The organism is Tropicimonas sp. S265A (assembly GCF_049800835.1).
Taxonomy (GTDB): Bacteria; Pseudomonadota; Alphaproteobacteria; order Rhodobacterales; family Rhodobacteraceae; genus Dinoroseobacter.
Map to the genome: position 1 here is coordinate 1,117,424 of NZ_JBNAFU010000001.1, position 15,915 is coordinate 1,133,338.

At 63.2% G+C, this 15,915-nt stretch carries 20 protein-coding genes; 9 read left to right on the forward strand and 11 right to left on the reverse strand.

Annotated features, from left to right (window positions below):
* Positions 1–33 precede the first annotated feature (33 nt).
* The 7 genes from ACP15N_RS05520 (at position 34) to ACP15N_RS05550 (ending at position 7,588) form a co-directional block, all read left to right on the forward strand.
* A complete protein-coding gene (locus tag ACP15N_RS05520; protein ID WP_425091218.1) occupies positions 34–1,053 on the forward strand; it encodes a ligase-associated DNA damage response exonuclease in 1,020 nt (339 codons plus the stop codon).
* Positions 1,050–1,931: an alpha/beta hydrolase gene (locus ACP15N_RS05525; RefSeq protein WP_425091219.1), complete on the forward strand. Its 882-nt coding sequence runs from the start codon at positions 1,050–1,052 to the stop codon at positions 1,929–1,931. Before ACP15N_RS05520 ends, ACP15N_RS05525 begins: the two co-directional genes overlap by 4 nt.
* Positions 1,928–3,520 carry an ATP-dependent DNA ligase gene (locus ACP15N_RS05530; RefSeq protein WP_425091220.1) on the forward strand — a complete coding sequence of 531 codons (1,593 nt, stop codon included), beginning with the start codon at positions 1,928–1,930 and terminating at the stop codon, positions 3,518–3,520. The genes ACP15N_RS05525 and ACP15N_RS05530 overlap by 4 nt, the downstream gene beginning before the upstream one ends.
* Positions 3,521–3,579: 59 nt before the next feature.
* Positions 3,580–3,924 carry a hypothetical protein gene (locus tag ACP15N_RS05535; protein WP_425091221.1) on the forward strand — a complete coding sequence of 115 codons (345 nt, stop codon included), beginning with the start codon at positions 3,580–3,582 and terminating at the stop codon, positions 3,922–3,924.
* Positions 3,925–4,042: 118 nt separating this feature from the next.
* Positions 4,043–5,863 carry a M3 family oligoendopeptidase gene (locus ACP15N_RS05540; RefSeq protein ID WP_425091222.1) on the forward strand — a complete coding sequence of 607 codons (1,821 nt, stop codon included), beginning with the start codon at positions 4,043–4,045 and terminating at the stop codon, positions 5,861–5,863.
* 62 nt (positions 5,864–5,925) lie between these two features.
* Positions 5,926–7,302, forward strand: coding sequence for a hypothetical protein (locus tag ACP15N_RS05545; RefSeq protein WP_425091223.1), 1,377 nt, complete (start codon positions 5,926–5,928; stop codon positions 7,300–7,302).
* Between the two features lie 46 nt (positions 7,303–7,348).
* On the forward strand, positions 7,349–7,588 hold the full coding sequence (locus tag ACP15N_RS05550) for a hypothetical protein (RefSeq protein ID WP_425091224.1): 240 nt from the start codon (positions 7,349–7,351) through the stop codon (positions 7,586–7,588).
* Here ACP15N_RS05550 and ACP15N_RS05555 read toward each other — a convergent pair.
* The 9 genes from ACP15N_RS05555 to ACP15N_RS05595 form a co-directional block, all read right to left on the reverse strand.
* The gene (locus ACP15N_RS05555) at positions 7,585–7,989 is read right to left on the reverse strand and encodes a DUF805 domain-containing protein (RefSeq protein ID WP_425091225.1); all 405 of its coding nucleotides are present in this window, start codon (positions 7,987–7,989) and stop codon (positions 7,585–7,587) included. The two genes, ACP15N_RS05550 and ACP15N_RS05555, sit on opposite strands and share 4 nt — an antisense overlap.
* 18 nt (positions 7,990–8,007) lie before the next feature.
* Positions 8,008–8,244 carry a hypothetical protein gene (locus ACP15N_RS05560; RefSeq protein ID WP_425091226.1) on the reverse strand — a complete coding sequence of 79 codons (237 nt, stop codon included), beginning with the start codon at positions 8,242–8,244 and terminating at the stop codon, positions 8,008–8,010.
* Positions 8,245–8,316: 72 nt separating this feature from the next.
* On the reverse strand, positions 8,317–8,559 hold the full coding sequence (locus tag ACP15N_RS05565; RefSeq protein ID WP_425091227.1) for a CDGSH iron-sulfur domain-containing protein: 243 nt from the start codon (positions 8,557–8,559) through the stop codon (positions 8,317–8,319).
* 130 nt (positions 8,560–8,689) lie between these two features.
* Entirely contained in the window at positions 8,690–9,004 is a 315-nt protein-coding gene (locus tag ACP15N_RS05570) for a hypothetical protein (protein WP_425091228.1), read from the reverse strand.
* A gap of 106 nt (positions 9,005–9,110) precedes the next feature.
* Positions 9,111–9,419, reverse strand: a complete 309-nt coding sequence (locus tag ACP15N_RS05575; protein ID WP_425091229.1) for a DUF4389 domain-containing protein — start codon at positions 9,417–9,419, stop codon at positions 9,111–9,113.
* A 30-nt stretch (positions 9,420–9,449) separates the two neighbouring features.
* The gene (locus tag ACP15N_RS05580; protein ID WP_425091230.1) at positions 9,450–10,418 is read right to left on the reverse strand and encodes a Gfo/Idh/MocA family protein; all 969 of its coding nucleotides are present in this window, start codon (positions 10,416–10,418) and stop codon (positions 9,450–9,452) included.
* Positions 10,419–10,539: 121 nt separating this feature from the next.
* The gene (gene rpoH / locus ACP15N_RS05585) at positions 10,540–11,433 is read right to left on the reverse strand and encodes an RNA polymerase sigma factor RpoH (protein WP_425091231.1); all 894 of its coding nucleotides are present in this window, start codon (positions 11,431–11,433) and stop codon (positions 10,540–10,542) included.
* A 241-nt stretch (positions 11,434–11,674) separates the two neighbouring features.
* A complete protein-coding gene (locus tag ACP15N_RS05590; RefSeq protein ID WP_425091232.1) occupies positions 11,675–12,712 on the reverse strand; it encodes a hypothetical protein in 1,038 nt (345 codons plus the stop codon).
* Positions 12,713–12,893: 181 nt separating this feature from the next.
* Positions 12,894–13,949: an RluA family pseudouridine synthase gene (locus ACP15N_RS05595; RefSeq protein WP_425091233.1), complete on the reverse strand. Its 1,056-nt coding sequence runs from the start codon at positions 13,947–13,949 to the stop codon at positions 12,894–12,896.
* Between ACP15N_RS05595 and ACP15N_RS05600 the strand changes: the two genes are divergently transcribed.
* Positions 13,948–14,268 (forward strand): DUF6476 family protein, encoded by a 321-nt coding sequence (locus tag ACP15N_RS05600; protein ID WP_425091234.1) that lies wholly within the window; start codon positions 13,948–13,950, stop codon positions 14,266–14,268. The genes ACP15N_RS05595 and ACP15N_RS05600 overlap by 2 nt on opposite strands.
* Before the next feature lie 40 nt (positions 14,269–14,308).
* On the opposite strand, the gene ACP15N_RS05605 is transcribed toward ACP15N_RS05600, so the two are convergent.
* Positions 14,309–14,998 carry an NAD-dependent deacylase gene (locus tag ACP15N_RS05605; RefSeq protein ID WP_425091235.1) on the reverse strand — a complete coding sequence of 230 codons (690 nt, stop codon included), beginning with the start codon at positions 14,996–14,998 and terminating at the stop codon, positions 14,309–14,311.
* A gap of 57 nt (positions 14,999–15,055) precedes the next feature.
* On the opposite strand from ACP15N_RS05605, the gene ACP15N_RS05610 reads away from it, so the two are divergent.
* Positions 15,056–15,529 carry a low molecular weight protein-tyrosine-phosphatase gene (locus ACP15N_RS05610; protein WP_425091236.1) on the forward strand — a complete coding sequence of 158 codons (474 nt, stop codon included), beginning with the start codon at positions 15,056–15,058 and terminating at the stop codon, positions 15,527–15,529.
* Here ACP15N_RS05610 and ACP15N_RS05615 read toward each other — a convergent pair.
* Positions 15,511–15,840, reverse strand: a complete 330-nt coding sequence (locus tag ACP15N_RS05615; RefSeq protein WP_425091237.1) for a hypothetical protein — start codon at positions 15,838–15,840, stop codon at positions 15,511–15,513. The genes ACP15N_RS05610 and ACP15N_RS05615 overlap by 19 nt on opposite strands.
* Positions 15,841–15,915: the final 75 nt, after the last annotated feature.

Below are 15,915 nucleotides of genomic sequence, written 5' to 3' on the forward strand. Positions count from 1 at the left end.
GCGTGAACGGGGCGAGGCTCTAGGTCTCGCCCCATGAGCGTGCTGAGCTTCACCGACCGGGGGATCTATTGCGCTGCGGGCGATTTCTTCATCGATCCGTGGCGCCCGGTCGACCGTGCGCTGATCACCCACGGGCATGCAGACCATTCGCGCCCCGGCCATATGCGGTACTTGTCGACGCAGGCCGCGGCCCCGGTGATCCGGCACCGGCTGGGAGCCATCGATCTGGACACGGTTGCTTATGGTGAAGCACGCAGGATCGGCGATGCGCAGGTCAGCTTCCACCCAGCGGGCCACGTGCCCGGCTCCGCCCAGATCCGGGTGGAGGTGGATGGCGAGGTCTGGGTCGCCTCGGGCGATTACAAGATCGAGAATGACGGGCTGTCAGAGCCGTTTGAACCCGTGCCGTGCCATGCATTCATCTCAGAATGCACCTTTGGCCTGCCGGTGTTTCGCTGGGATGCGCAGGCGGATGTAATGGCCGCTGTGAACGCGTGGTGGGCGGCTTGTGCCGCGGCGGGCAAAACCGCGGTGCTGGGCGCTTACGCGCTTGGCAAGGCGCAGCGGTTGCTGGCGCATCTGAACACCGAACAGGGGCCAATCCTGACGCACGGCGCGGTGGAGGCGACAAACGCAGTGCTACGCACGCAAGGCGTCAGGTTGCCCGACACCGTGCAAGTGACGGCAGACGTCACCGCGAAAACCCACCCTGGAGCCATCGTGCTGGCCCCACCATCGGCCATGGGAACGCCTTGGATGAAGCGGTTTGGCACCGTGGAGACGGGCTTTGCCAGCGGCTGGATGCGGCTGCGCGGGGTGCGGCGCAGGCGGGCGGCGGACCGGGGGTTCGTGATGTCGGATCATGCCGACTGGGCCGGATTGAACACGGCGATCGCGGAGACAGGCGCCGAACGCATTTTCGTCACCCATGGCTACACATCCGTCTTTCGCCGCTGGCTGGAAACACAAGGCTATGACGCGCAGATCGTAGAGACCGAGTTTGAGGGCGAAAGCGTTGATGCCGCCGAGACCAGCGAAGAGGCCGAGGCATGACCGGTCTGAGCCCGATGGATCTGGCGATCCGTGCCTCTGCGCGCTGGGTCAGCAAACCGCTGATGGCAGCGCCCTTGCCCCCAACGGTGCTGCGCAATATCGCAGAAACCTCCGCCACCCTCAGTTCGCGCCCTCCGGCGGGCACTCGGACACGATGGGTCGGCGACTGCTTGTATCTGACGCCGCCCGGTGTACCGGAGGATGCAGGTGTGGTGTTTCACATCCACGGCGGTGGGTTCGTTCTGGGCAGCCCACGCACCCATGCCGCCCTTGCGGCGTACATGGCGCAGGCCGCCGGGTTGCGCGCGGTGTTGCCGCGCTATCCGCTGGCACCCGAGGCCCCGTTTCCCGCTGCACGTGACGCCTGCATCGCGGCGTGGGAAGCCGTGTGCGAAACGGGCAAAACACCGGTTGCGATCTCAGGCGACAGCGCGGGTGGATGCCTCGCCCTGCAAGTCCTGCTGCACGTCCGCGACACGGGGCGCACGCTTCCTGCGCGGGTTGGATTGATCTCACCGCTCGCTGATCTGACCGGCACCGCACCGGAGTTGCACGAGAACAGGCACAGCGAGCATCTGATCCCGGAGCGGTGGGCGCGGTCGTCGATCGCGGGGTATCTGGCAGGCGCGGACCCGACCTCACCCGAGGTCTCACCGCTGTTCGCGGACCTTTCGGGGCTTCCGCCCGCGCGCATCCAGTATTCGGAGACCGAAGTGCTGGCGGGCGATGCAAAGCGGTTGGCCAAGGCCCTGCCACAGGCAGAGCTGTCGCCGCTCCCGGACCTGCCGCATCTCTTTCATATCTATGCGGGCTTCAGCCCGGCAGCGCAGGACGCGCTGGCTGACCTGGGCAGGTTTCTGGGGGACCGGTCCCCGTGAAACGTTTTGCCGCTCTGTTCACCGCGCTGGACCAGACCACCAAGACCAATCGTAAGGTGGCCGCCCTTACCGAGTATTTTCGCACCGCCCCGGATGACGACAAGCTCTGGACCATCGCCCTTCTGTCTGGACGGCGGCCCAAGCGGGCGGTCAACACCACGCGTCTGCGCGAATGGGGGGCGGAGGCGGCAGGCATCCCGCTGTGGCTCTTTGAGGAGGCCTATCCGATTGTCGGCGATCTGGCCGAGACGATCGCGCTGGTTCTTCCCGAAGGCTCCGGAAGCTCGGACCGCAGCCTGTCGGACTGGATCACCGAGTTGCGCGGGCTGGCCACGCAGGAGGAACCCGCGCGCAAGGCCGCGGTGCTGGCGGCGTGGAGCAGCCTCGGACCCGTTGAGCGGTTCGTCTACAACAAGCTGCTGACCGGCGGGTTCCGGATGGGCGTGTCCGCCAAGCTGATGACGCGCGCGCTGGCCCAGGCCACCGAGGTGCCGGAAACCGAACTGGCGCACCGGCTCATGGGCGACTGGACACCGGAGACGGTCAGCTTCGAAAGCCTCGTTCTGACCCGCGATCCGGAGGCGGACCTTTCGAAACCCTATCCGTTCTATCTGGCCTACCAGCTGGAGGAGGACCCGCAGGCGCTCGGCCCCCCATCCGACTGGCTGGCCGAGCACAAATGGGACGGCATTCGCGGGCAGCTAATCCTGCGCGGGGGCCAGCATTTCGTCTGGTCGCGCGGCGAAGAGTTGATGACAGACCGCTTCCCCGAACTGGCCCGCGCGCTGGACTTCGTGCCGGGCGGCACGGTGTTGGACGGCGAAATCCTCGCCTGGGCGGACGATGCCCCCCTGCCCTTCAACGCGTTACAGAAGCGGATCGGGCGCAAGACGGTGCCGAAGAAACTGCTGGCCGAGGCGCCTGTGATCCTGCGCGCCTATGATCTGCTTGAGGAGGGCGGAACCGACCTGCGCGACCGCCCCATGGCTGAGCGGCGCAGCAGGCTGGAGGCGTTGCTGGCCGATCTGCCGATTGCGGCCCCGCTGCGCCTGTCGCCGAAACTGGGTTTTGCCACTTGGGAAGCGCTGGCGGAGATACGCGAAGGCGCCCGTGATCTGGGGGCCGAGGGCGTGATGCTGAAACGTCTGTCATCGCCCTACGGCACCGGTCGCAAGAAGGGTGATTGGTGGAAGTGGAAGGTCGATCCGCTGACCATCGATGCCGTGATGATCTACGCGCAGGCCGGTCATGGGCGGCGGGCGAACCTATATACCGATTTCACCTTCGCCGTCTGGCAGGGCAACGAGTTGGTGCCGTTCACCAAGGCCTATTCAGGGCTGACGGATGCGGAGTTCCGCCAGATCACGGCGTGGGTCCGCAAGAACACGCTGGAACGCTTCGGCCCGGTACGGCGCGTGAAGCCCGAGCACGTGTTCGAGATCGCCTTTGAGGGCATACAGGAAAGCCCGCGTCATAAATCCGGCGTCGCCCTGCGGTTTCCGCGCATGAGCCGGTGGCGTCAGGACAAGCCTCTGGCCGAGGCGAACACGCTGGAGGATTTGAAAGACATGCTGGCAATGTATGGCTAGGCATTGCAAATCCGTCCCCGCGCCTTAGGCTTTGCGGCACACACACCGAAGGCCCCCGCATGCGCCCAGTGTATTCTCTGATTGTCTGCGCGCTTGCGCTGGCTGCGTGTGACCAAACCGCGCTGCAACCCGGCCCAGACCCGATCACCGCCGCGATCTCCGGCAAGACACTGGTGAATGAGGACGCCACCTTCACCCTGAACCCGGATGGCACCGCAAGCGGCACCCTTGGCACCGAAACCTACGAGGGCACATGGCGCATCGCCCGGGGCCAATTCTGCGGCGCGGCCGTGAAACCGGAGCGGTTTTCCGGGCTGGGGCTGTGCCGTGACATCATCCTGAACGACAACGGTACCGTGACATTGGTCGGCGGAGGGCGTCGATCGGTTTTCGCGATCCGGTAAATCGCACCCAGTGCCAGAAAGTGCGTGTGCGCAGCACACTCCGCTGGATCACGCCCTTTCCTTTGGCGAGCGCCGGGCTTACCTCTAGGCCAACACGACATGACCCGGAGGTTTCACGATGTTCCACCTGCCCTTCCCCCTGCGCGACGTAGCGACCGAGACCGGGGCCGAGCCCTTGGGGGACCTGCCGGACTGGGACCTGAGTGACCTCTACCCCGCCCCGGATGCCGCGGAGTTCAAGCGCGATATGGACTGGCTGGAGGCAGCGTGTCGCGATTTCGCTGCGGACTACGAGGGCAAGCTGGCGGATCTGGATGCGGCGGGCATGCTCGACTGCGTGCTGCGCTATGAGCGGATCGATGTCGTCGGCGGGCGCATCATGTCCTATGCCGGTCTGCGGTACTACCAGAACACCACCGATGCCGAACGCGCCAAGTTCATGGCGGACGCGCAGGACAAGATCACGACCTTCACCACGCCGCTCGTGTTCTACACGCTGGAGATCAACCGCATCCCGGACGCGCAGCTCGATGCGATGTTCGCCGCGAATGCCGATCTGGGCCGCTACAAGCCGGTATTCGACCGGTTGCGTGCGATGAAACCCTATCAGCTGAGCGACGAGTTGGAGAAGTTCCTCCACGACACGTCAACCGTCGGAGCGGCGGCGTGGAACAGGCTGTTCGATGAGACCATAGCCGGGTTGGAGTTCACGGTCGACGGCGAGACGTTCGGCATCGAAGGCTGCCTGAACTTCCTGTCCGAGCCGGAGCGCGCCAAGCGCGAGGCGGCGGCGAAGGAACTGGCCAATGTGTTCGGGCGGAACATCAAGCTCTTTGCGCGGGTGCACAATACACTGGCCAAGGAAAAAGAAATCACCGACCGCTGGCGTGGCCTGCCTACTCCGCAGGCCGGACGGCACCTGAGCAATCATGTCGAACCCGAGGTGGTCGAGGCATTGCGCAACGCGGTCGTCGCAGCTTACCCGAAGCTGAGCCACCGGTATTACAAGCTGAAGGCCAAGTGGCTGGGGCTGGACACGTTGGAGGTCTGGGACCGCAACGCGCCCCTGCCGATGGAGGAAAACCGGCTGGTAAACTGGGACGAGGCGCGGTCGACCGTTCTGGACGCCTATGCGGGGTTTGATCCGGAAATGGCGCGGATCGCCGAGCCGTTCTTTGACAAGGGCTGGATCGATGCCGGTGTGAAGCCGGGCAAGGCCCCGGGTGCGTTTGCGCATCCGACCGTGTCGGAAGTCCACCCTTACGTGATGCTGAATTACCTCGGCAAGCCGCGCGATGTGATGACCCTGGCACATGAACTGGGCCACGGGGTGCATCAGGTCCTGGCCGCGGGTCAGGGGGAATTGCTGTCGTCTACCCCGCTGACGCTGGCGGAAACCGCGTCGGTCTTTGGCGAGATGCTGACGTTCCGCAAGCTGCTGGACGGGGCGGCGGATGACGCCCAGCGCAAGGTGATGCTGGCCGGCAAGGTGGAGGACATGATCAACACGGTGGTCCGCCAGATCGCGTTCTATGACTTCGAATGCAAACTGCATGACGCGCGCCGCAACGGCGAGCTGACCCCCGAGGAGATCAACGCGCTTTGGATGTCGGTGCAAGCCGAAAGCCTTGGCCCGGTGTTCAACTTCATGGACGGGTACGAGACGTTCTGGGCCTATATCCCGCATTTCGTCCACTCCCCCTTCTACGTCTATGCCTATGCGTTCGGCGACGGGTTGGTGAACGCACTCTATGCTGTCTACGAGGAAGGCGACGCGGACTTCCAGGCGAAGTATTTCGACATGCTCAAGGCGGGCGGATCAAAGCACCACAAGGAGCTTTTGGCTCCGTTTGGTCTGGACGCGTCCGATCCGGCGTTCTGGGACAAGGGCCTGTCGATGATTTCCGGCTTCATCGACCAACTCGAAGCGATGGACTAAACCCGGCCGGTCCGAGGCGGGTCATTTCACCCGCCTCGGCATTCTTCAGAGAATTCTTTCCCATGGACCTTTCTTTCATGCTGATTTTCCGAAACCTTCTGCCGAGCAACGTCTGGTTGCGCCCCCTTGCGCTTGCTGTGTGTTGCGTCACCTCTGCCGCCGCGGCGCAGACCCCTGACTACAACCGTGTGGAACGGGAGGGGATCTCCTTTCAAACGGCGCTGCCGGATCAGCTTTGGTGTTCCGAGCATGTGGCGGTCAAGGCAAGCTATACGCCCGAGCGGTATCCGCCTACGACCGAGCGGGTTCATTCCAGGTTGTTGGTGCAGCAGGGACAGGCGTTTTCCTGGGTGCCGCCGGTCTCTGCCTATCTTCAGGCACTGGCCGCCCGGTGCCCGCAGATGCGCAGCGCCGACGTCCAGACAAGACCCGTCGGCCAGCAACCGATGCGGCTTCCCGTGACCCGCACCACGCGGCTAAGCAATTACACGCGCGTATATCAGGAGTTCGGCAAGATCGAAGGGTTGGTCGGGATTGTCACAGAACCCGTGACCGACTGCGACCGGGTTGGCGGTATTCGGAACGATCCCGACCTGCCGGTCGGTGTCGAAGGCGTCGCCCCCCATGGGGAAGGATGGAACCCCGAGGCCGTACTTGCCGCCTGCGGCACCGCGATTGCGCAATACGGTCAGAAACGACGGTTCCTGTCACAGGGTGGGCGTGCCTTGCTGTTCGTTGGCCGGTTCGAGGACGCCAAGCTGTATCTTGAGGCCGCTCATACTCTGGGCAGTCCGATGGCTCCGAGCATGCTGGGCACCCTCTATGCGCAGGGTTGGGGCGTACGCCCGGATCTCGGCAAGGCCAACGCGCTGTGGCGTGCGGATGATCACTACGCGGTACCGCCGATGGGCGGATTGGATGACGCCGTGAACCGGGCCAATAACCGCCAGTCCCAACAGGAAATCGAACGTCAATCCGAGCGCGATGCGCTCATGCGGCTTGCGACTGGCATCGGGCTGGCGATGGGGGATGCCAACGCATCCGTCACACTGTGCAACAAGGGCGGGTCCGACTTGCGTTACGGGTATGTCGCTGCAGTCCCGGTGAAATTTGCCCGAATGGACTCATTCGGGTTCGAGACCATTTCCTCAAACACCTGTTCGACGGTCAGTCCCCTCCACCCGAGAACCGTTCTCGGATTTGCCGTGCTCAAGCAGGACTCTCAAGGCGCATGGCGCCCCGTTGGCTACGATATTCCGCCAGACCAGCCTATCCCTCACAAGTTCGACCACCTCTGCGCCCCTGCGGATATGAGCGGTTTCGAGCGAATGTTGGGGGAGTTTCCAGATGAAATCAGTTGCGAGGACGGCGATCTGCGGTATCCGCTTTCGTTTCATGTGCGGGTGGGTACCAGTCGTCTGACTTTGGACCTGAACTGACTTGGGACGTGCCGTGGCGGCCCGGGCAGGCTATCCTGCCCACGCCATGACGAAACCGACCGATCCAGACAGACCCTCCTCGTTGCGGGCGTTCGTGACACTCGCGCGGGACCGGGTGGCGCGGGTCGTCCCACCTGGCTTTCGCTGGCTGGTCGGCGTCTTGTTGATGCTTGGTGGCGTGCTGGGGTTTCTGCCGATCCTTGGGTTTTGGATGATCCCGCTCGGGCTCGCTGTCGCGGCGCTGGACGTCATGCCGCTCTGGCGCCGCTTGCGGAAACGGAGTTAGCCTTGGGGTGGCCAGTGGGGCCTTGGGCCGAACGCGTTGTCGCCCGGATCGCTGGGGCGGGTGAAGAAGTAGAGAAGCACCAGAAAACCCACAAGTGGGATAAGACCCAGCAACAACCACCACCCGCTGCGCCCGATATCATGCAACCGGCGGGCGCCGACAGCTACGTTGGGCAGGATCAACGCGAGGCTGGCCAGGAATGACAGAGGTTGCGACGGGTTTTCACCGGTTCCGTCGATCCCGAGGAGCGGGGCCACGACAAACGCATCCAGCACCCCGAGGCCAAGCATGAGCAGAAAGATCGAGAGCGCCCACCACCAATAGGCCGGGCGTGAGTCCCTACCGGAAAAGGTCGCATAGTTCGACAGTGCGGATCGGACGGCGAGAGAGAGATTTTCCATGGCGTACCTCGTTATACCTCAGTTCGTGAGTGCGCCGAGCCCCGATGTGTCCATGCCGTCCACGGTTTCCTGTGCGATACGGTCGAAGTCCTGAGACTGCTCGATCTCGCGCTGCATTTCGGCCGCCTCCATGTCACGGACAACCTCTTCGGACAGCGCCTCGGCCTCTTCGTCGCTCAGACCACACCCGGCAAGCAACAGGGCGCCCAACACGGCGGCAAGTCGCACAGTACCAGACATCGCATCAGGTTTCATGTGGCACTCCGGGCGGTTGAAGATGTCACGATATGTAGAGCCGAACACGCGTAAAGGGTCAAGCAGCGTGGCTCAAAGCGTGTTGTGCGCGCCGTCACATAACGGGGCGGTCGCAGTGGCCTTGCAGCCGCAAAAGAACAGCCGCTTGTCCTCGGTCGCCTCGTACTTCATCGGGGCAAGCCCGGTCTCCTTGTGCGAGCCGTCGCAAAAGGGTTGCGTGTCGGAGCGCCCGCACGTGCACCAGAAATACGTCTTTCCGGCGGTCACTTCGACAGGGTACGGGCCTTTTTGCGCGATAATGGGGGCGTCTGCCATGGGAACCTCTTGCGTTGGTATCCATCACGTAGCTTTGCAGCCGCCGGCGTCGAGGGCTGGGGCCGATGGTGTGGCCACAGCCCGAAGCCGTGCGTTCCGGGACCTTCGGACCAACAGGGCGCGGGGCCTCTCAAAGGTTCGGGCATTCCTTTCGGGCGATGGCCCGGATCCGCCCCTCTTCCTGACGTCTGGGGTTCCCGTAGCCCACGTTCCGCGCAGTGGTGCGCGGTCGTGGACCCGCCGTGCGGGCGGATTTGATGGCGGTCAAAGCAGACAGGGACAGGTTTTGAATGCATTCATCCGAAACGCCTGCCCTGCGCATGGAAGACGTGAGTTGGGCGCGCAATTGCTCGGTGCCGGCATTGGTGCCGGGGGCGGTGGTGGTTTCGCACCCGGCAAGAAACATGACGGCCAGTCCTGCGGTAAGTGAGCATGCTTTCTTCAAGACGGACCTCATTTGACGACGGGGCGCTGCCCAGCCTGCGGCTTGCGGAACACTCTGGCAAGTCAACTCTTGGCGAAACAGCATGCGCAAGGAAGCGGCCGCGAGGCTAATCGAGGTCGGTCCAGGGCCACGGTTTGACCTCGGACGCGGCGGTCTGATAGCGCGCGGCCTTGGCGATCCAGATGCCCAGATCGGTGCCAAACTCTGACAATCGCGCGTTGGGCTGGCGGTTGTTGACCAGCATGATCACAAACTGAATGACCGTCAGCGCGGTGAGAACAGTCGAAGCAAGGCTGAGCATCAGCGCTATCAGCACCACGTGCACAAGGCGCATCCCCATGTTGTCCTGCGCGCCGGGATCGGGCTGTTCACCGTGAATGCGCCCTGAAACCTTGTCTTCATCGCTTGATGTCATCGTCGCGCCCCCGTGTTTGTCAGCAAGAGTTTATACCGGGGGATTGGCCACTGCATAGACCGCATCAAGCGCCGTCTGCGTCCCGGTCGCGTCTGCAAGAGACCAGGGGAAAGGCGCCTCCCCGCGCAAGGCCGCGCCGAAAGCCTCGACTTGCAGGATGTAATGATCGACACCCGGAAACCGCTCGACCCGCAGACCGTTTGCGTCGGACAAGTGGATTTGCGCCTCGGCAAAACTGCCCGGATTGAACGGGGCGGGCATGTGAATTTCCCCGTCTGTGCCATGAAACGTCATGCTCTGCCGCTTGGCCATGCGCATGGAGACGAGGATATTGAGTTGCGCCCCCGCAATCCCGGCGCGCACCTGAGCTGTCGCATCGACCCCGTCCTCCCACTTGATCTGGGCGGACGTGATCGTCGGCTCAGCCGCCAACGCATACCGCGCAGCGCCCATCGGATAGACCCCGACATCCGGCAAGCCGCCGCCACCCGTTTCGGCACGATTGCGGATGTTTCCCGGATCCGAACGGTTGTCGTAGGTGAACGTGCCGTCGATCTGGAGGATCTCGCCTATCGCACCGCTCTGGATCAACGCGCGTACACGGTGCCATTGCGGGTGATGTACGATCATGTACGCCTCTGCCGCCAACAGCCCCGTCTCTGCCTGGGCAGCAACCAGGGGGTCAATGTCGGCCGCTCTGAGGGCGAGTGGCTTTTCAATCAGCACCGGTTTGCCGGCATGCAGCGCCTTGACGCCCCAAGGCACATGGAGGGTATGCGGCAATGGGACATAGACCGCGTCGATCTGCGGATCTGCCAACAGCGCGTCGTAGCTGTCATGTACACGGATGTCCGGGCAGAAATCGAACAGCGCTGCCTTGGCCGGGGTCCGCGTGGCCACCGCATCCAGCACCGCGCCGCGTGCGCTGTGGATCGCCGGACCCATCGTGGTGCTGGCGAACCTGGATGCCCCCAGAATGCCCCACCGGATCGTCTTCATCAGAAATCCTCCCCCTGACTGTTAGCGCCAACAGTGCGGTCTGGAGCCTGATTTCGCAAGACCCGCGCAAAGAAAAGGGGCGCCGATGTCCGGCGCCCCTATGTCTCGGCTTGGGTTTACCTCAGGCGGTCATCAGGCCCTTCTCCCGGGCGAGGTCGCGCATGGCCTTTTGCAGCTTTTCAAAAGCACGCACCTCAATCTGGCGGATCCGCTCCCGGCTGACATTGTAGACCTCCGAAAGATCCTCCAGTGTCACCGGCTTGTCCTGCAAGCGCCGTTGGGTCAGGATATCCTTTTCGCGGTCGTTGAGGACATCCATCGCCTCGGCCAAGAGCTCGCGCCGGACATTCATTTCGTCTTTTTCTGCCAGATCGCTCGCCTGGTCGGCATCTTCGTCCTCAAGCCAGTCCTGCCATTCGGTGGCCCCTTCGCCGTCCGAACCGATCATCGCGTTAAGCGACGCATCCCCCCCCGACAGACGCCGGTTCATGGAGATGACCTCGGTTTCGGTGACGTTCAGATCATTGGCAATGCGCGCGACGTTTTCCGGGCGCAGGTCGCCCTCTTCCAGTGCGCCGATGCGGTTCTTGGCCTTGCGCAGGTTGAAGAACAGTTTTTTCTGCGCGCTGGTCGTGCCGAGTTTCACAAGGCTCCAGGACCGCAGGATGTATTCCTGAATGGAGGCGCGGATCCACCACATGGCGTAGGTCGCGAGGCGAAATCCTTTTTCAGGATCGAAGCGTTTGACAGCCTGCATGAGGCCCACATTGGCCTCCGAGATGACTTCTGCCTGCGGCAGGCCATATCCACGATAGCCCATGGCGATCTTGGCGGCCAAGCGCAGGTGCGACGTGACCATCTTGTGAGCGGCTTCGGTGTCTTCGTTTTCGACCCAGCTTTTGGCAAGCATGTATTCTTCTTCGGGCTCCAACATGGGGAATTGCCGGATTTCCTGAAGATAGCGGTTCAGACCCTGTTCCGGCGACGGGGCCGGGAGGTTGGTGTAATTCGCCATTAAATGCCTCCTCGTTGCAGCGCCAGTTTCGGGGCAGGCGCGTTGTTCCACCTAATATGTTAATCAGGTGTACATTGTTCAAGGGCTGGTAGCGTCTGCGCCACCTCCCTATGGGATCAGGGCCGATATAAGAGAGGACAGCGCGCAACTGCAGCCTTGTGTCAGCGCTATCACGGGCTTGTGCAGGCTGTTACAGCGGCCCCGCCAGAAGTCTGCGAAAACTCGCCAAGGACCCGGCTGACTAGACCCCAATCAGGGCTTTGACCTTTGCGGCGGCGTCTAGGATCGGCAACGCGGCTTTGCCAAGCGCTTGGGCCGTCTGAGCCAAACCGTCCAACTGGCCCTTCACCTTGGATTTACGCGGCGCATCCCGACCCACTTCACGGGCCAAACCTTCGGCATCAATGGCAAGGTCTTCGGTCGTGTCAGCGGGCAACGCCTCGCCGGTCTCCGCGATTGCCTTGATCAGATCCTGCACCGCCGCCTTCAGGTCATCATCAGCTGTGCTGGTGTTGATGTGTTTCAAGCTGTCTTTGATGGTGTCAGCGATTGCGATTGGTGCGGTGAATGTGTTGTTGTCGCCAATTTTCACTGTGATCACGGTTTGTCCCTTCACTGTCTTTTGATCCTCGATCTGCATGTTGGCCCACAGAAGCCATGACTGGGCATTTCGTATGAATGTCCGGGTAGCTTGAAGCCAGCTTGTCAGGTTGTCGACGCGAGCGGCGTGCTCTCGGTTGACCTGCCCCATGTTGCTGAACACTTCGACCGAATACTGGTTCAAATAAGATCCCTGGTGGAAACGCGTTTCCGAACGCCGTTGCGAGGTCACAAGGTCAAGCGCATGTCCCGCGAGAGAGTCAGGTGTAGCGGGGGCTTTCGGCGGATCGACCCCACGGTTGGGCTTCAGATAAGACTTGAGGAACCAGTCAGTTAGCGAGGCAGAAAGGTCACGGGGATTATCGGCATCCCTCTCAGGAACGGCCCTTCCAAGAGGATCGTCGCAATAAAGCGCCGAGGTTGCCGATGCGTGCCGCTGCGTTTGATCGAGGCGTGGCCAGAGAGCCGAAATCTCTGACTCGATTGACGCGAGAGGGCCCTGAAGCCGCGCGACGGCTTTCGCGAGTTCGATGCCTTGCGCATTGATCTGACGGTCGTAGAAGTCCGTGCTCCCGAGGATATGTCCGCCAACCTGCTTTTGCGCAAACCGCCTGAACCGGTCGATGACAACTTCGGCCTCTGCAAGGGCTTCAAATGCAGTCGTGTATCTGTCGTTCATCGGGACGCACTACAGACCTGTTCGAAATTGCTTTTCGTGCAGCCCGTCGAAAAAGGCGGCACAACACTTGAGAAAAAAGAAAATCAGCATCACAGATCGATACCGAGTTTCTGCCAATGGAATGAACGCGACGAAGCTATCACAAGTCGCAGTTTCAAAAAACCTTTTGTCTTTGAAACGGTCATTGCCCTTTGCGGGCGGGCTCCGACAACACGTTGATCAACCGGGTCAGATCCTCGGGCAACGGAGCCTCGAAGGACAATGCCTGTCCGGTAACCGGGTGCGTGAAGCCGAGCGTGCGGGCGTGGAGCGCCTGCCGCGGAAAGGTGCGGGCGGCCTCGATTGCCGTGTCAGAAAACGCTTTGCTCGACAGTCGTTTGGGCCCGCCATAGGTGGGATCACCGATCAGTGCGTGGCCGATATGGGCAAGGTGTACGCGAATCTGGTGGGTGCGCCCGGTTTCCAGACGACAGCTCAGATGTGCCGCCCCGGCAGGCGTCCCGAACGTTGCCTCGCGCGTGGCGCGGGTGACCGCGTGACGCCCCTGCCCCGGCGCGCATACGGCCATGCGCTGGCGATCAGTGCGATGACGCGCGAGCGGGGCACGCACCACCAGCACGCCGCCCGGCTCGAACGTAACCCCCTGCAACCCGCGCAGGCGCGGATCGGCCGCATCGGGAGCGCCATACACAAAGGCATCATAGACCCGTTGGGCCGAATGGGCGGCAAACTGGGCGGCAAGGCCCTGATGCGCCTGGTCGGACTTGGCCGCCACCAGAAGGCCGGAGGTGTCCTTGTCAATCCGGTGGACAATTCCGGGACGTGCCTGTCCGCCGATGCCAGACAACGCGCCCGCGCAGTGATGCATCAGTGCGTTTGCCAGCGTGCCACGCGGGCTGCCCGGCGCCGGGTGAACGACCATGCCCACCGGCTTGTTGATCACGATCAGGTCGGCATCCTCGTAGGCAATGTCGAGGGGGATGTTTTCGGGCACCAGATCGGTCGGCACCGGGGTGCCGAGGGTCAGGGTCAACGCATCCCCTTCGGACACGCGCGCCTTGGGCGAGGTCAGGATGTCAGTCCCGCGCGCAACGGCCCCATCTGCAATGAGCTTGGCCAGACGCGAGCGGCTCAGGCCCATCCCCTCTGGCACATCGCGGGCCAGCGCCTTATCAAGGCGCGGCGGGGGATCGGCGGCGATCGTGACCGTGAGCGTCTGATCAGAGGGGTCCGACATGCGCGAAGATGATCCTGACGAAGCGTTCGGGCCGGAGCCGGCCAATTTGCGGTTTCTGCGCCGCCTTGTGACGGTGCTGACACTGGTGATGATTGGCGGGCTTGTAACCGTGATCGCACTGCTTGTCATCCGCCTGCAGGCCCCGGCACCGGCGGTCCCACAATTACCGGATACAATCTCGCTGCCAGCAGGGGTTTCGGCAGAGGCGGTCACCTTCGGCGCCGGCTGGGTGGCCGTGATCGCGGGCGACCGGATCCTCGTTTTCGACGCCGGCACCGGTGACCTGCGCCAAGAGGTTGTCGTGGACGGATTGCGCTGACGCGTGAGGCCGTCGGCGAGGACATTTCGAGGCCTATGGCTCAGAGGAGCGTGCCGACCCAGTCGGGCACGGTTTGCGTGGCCGGGCCGTGGACCGCGCGGTGGAAGAGCGACGCCCCGTCGGAGGGCTCAAGGTTGATCTCCAGCGTCTCGATGCCTGCCGCGCGCGCCTCCTGGACGAACCCTGCGGCGGGGTAGACCTGGCCGGAGGTTCCGATGGCAACGAACAGACCGCAGGCGCTGAGTGCGGCATAAATCTCATCCATCCGGTACGGCATCTCACCGAACCAGACAATGTCTGGCCGCGTGTGCGGGCGGGTACAGGCCGGGCAAGGATCGGTCGGATGCATCTCGCGCGGGGCCGGCCAACGGTGCCCGCACGAGGCACAGAGCGCGCCGGTCAGCGCGCCGTGCATGTGGATGATGTCGCGCGTGCTGCCCGCGCGTTCGTGCAGATCATCTACATTCTGCGTGACGATCAGAACCTCGCCGGGGCGGGCCGCCTGAAGACGCGCCAGAGCGTGATGTGCTGCATTCGGACCGGCGTCCAATGCATTGGCGCGCCGCGCATTGTAGAAGCCGTGCACCTTGGCCGGATCAGCCGCGAAGCCTTCGGGGGTTGCGACCTCCGACAGGTCATACTTGGTCCAAAGTCCGTCCTTGTCGCGAAACGTGCCAAGACCGCTTTCGGCGGAGACGCCCGCGCCGGTGAGGATCACGATGTCATACATTGGCGTTCCGGAGGTCAGACCCTAGAATGCGGCGATCCTAACGGAGGAGCCATAGTGATGACCACCCGTATCCTGTTTGTTTGCCTTGGAAATATCTGCCGCTCGCCCACGGCGGAAGGCGTTTTCAGGGCACTGGCGGCAGAGGGCGGCGTAGATGTAGAGGTCGACAGCGCGGGGACGAGTGCCTGGCATGTGGGCAGCCCGCCGGACAGTCGCGCCATGGCCGAAGCCGCAGGGCGCGGCATTGACCTGTCCGGGCTGCGCGCGCGCCAGGCAGAGCCCGAGGATTTCGAGCGGTTCGACCTGATCGTGGGGATGGACCGCAGCAATGTCACCCGGCTCGAGGCGTTGCGCCCCGCAGGGAACACGACACCTGTCGCGCTGTTTCTCGGCTATGCCGAGGGCGGCCTGCCGACCGAGGTGCCGGACCCCTATTACGAAGACAACTTCCCGCAGGTCTTCGACATGCTCGATGCGGCAAGCCGGGGCCTTGTCGCGCGGATTGCGGCAGGTCAGGAACTGGCGCAATAGGCGCGCGCGGCGTTCCCGAATTCCTGATACCGGTCCCAGAATTTCTCGTCCGAGCGGCGGTCCGACATGCGCACATCCTGCGCGCGCTGCGGATCGACGAAGAACTTCGCTGCCTTGCGCTGATCCGACCGGCTGAGCGTGATGTCTGCCACGTTCTGGATACAGCCGCAGAGCGACCTGCTGGGCGCCCGGCCCGCCTGAATACAGGCCCGTTCGATGGTGCCGGCCTGTGCCGACCCCGTGGCCAACGGGACGACGGCACCTGCCGAGAGCCCCAGACCGACTGCCATGGATAGAATAAGTGCTCGCATCAAAGCTACCTCGCGCTGATGACCATACCTGCCTCGTACCGGTGTGCCTCTGTGATCGAAGCCTTGTGCCGATTG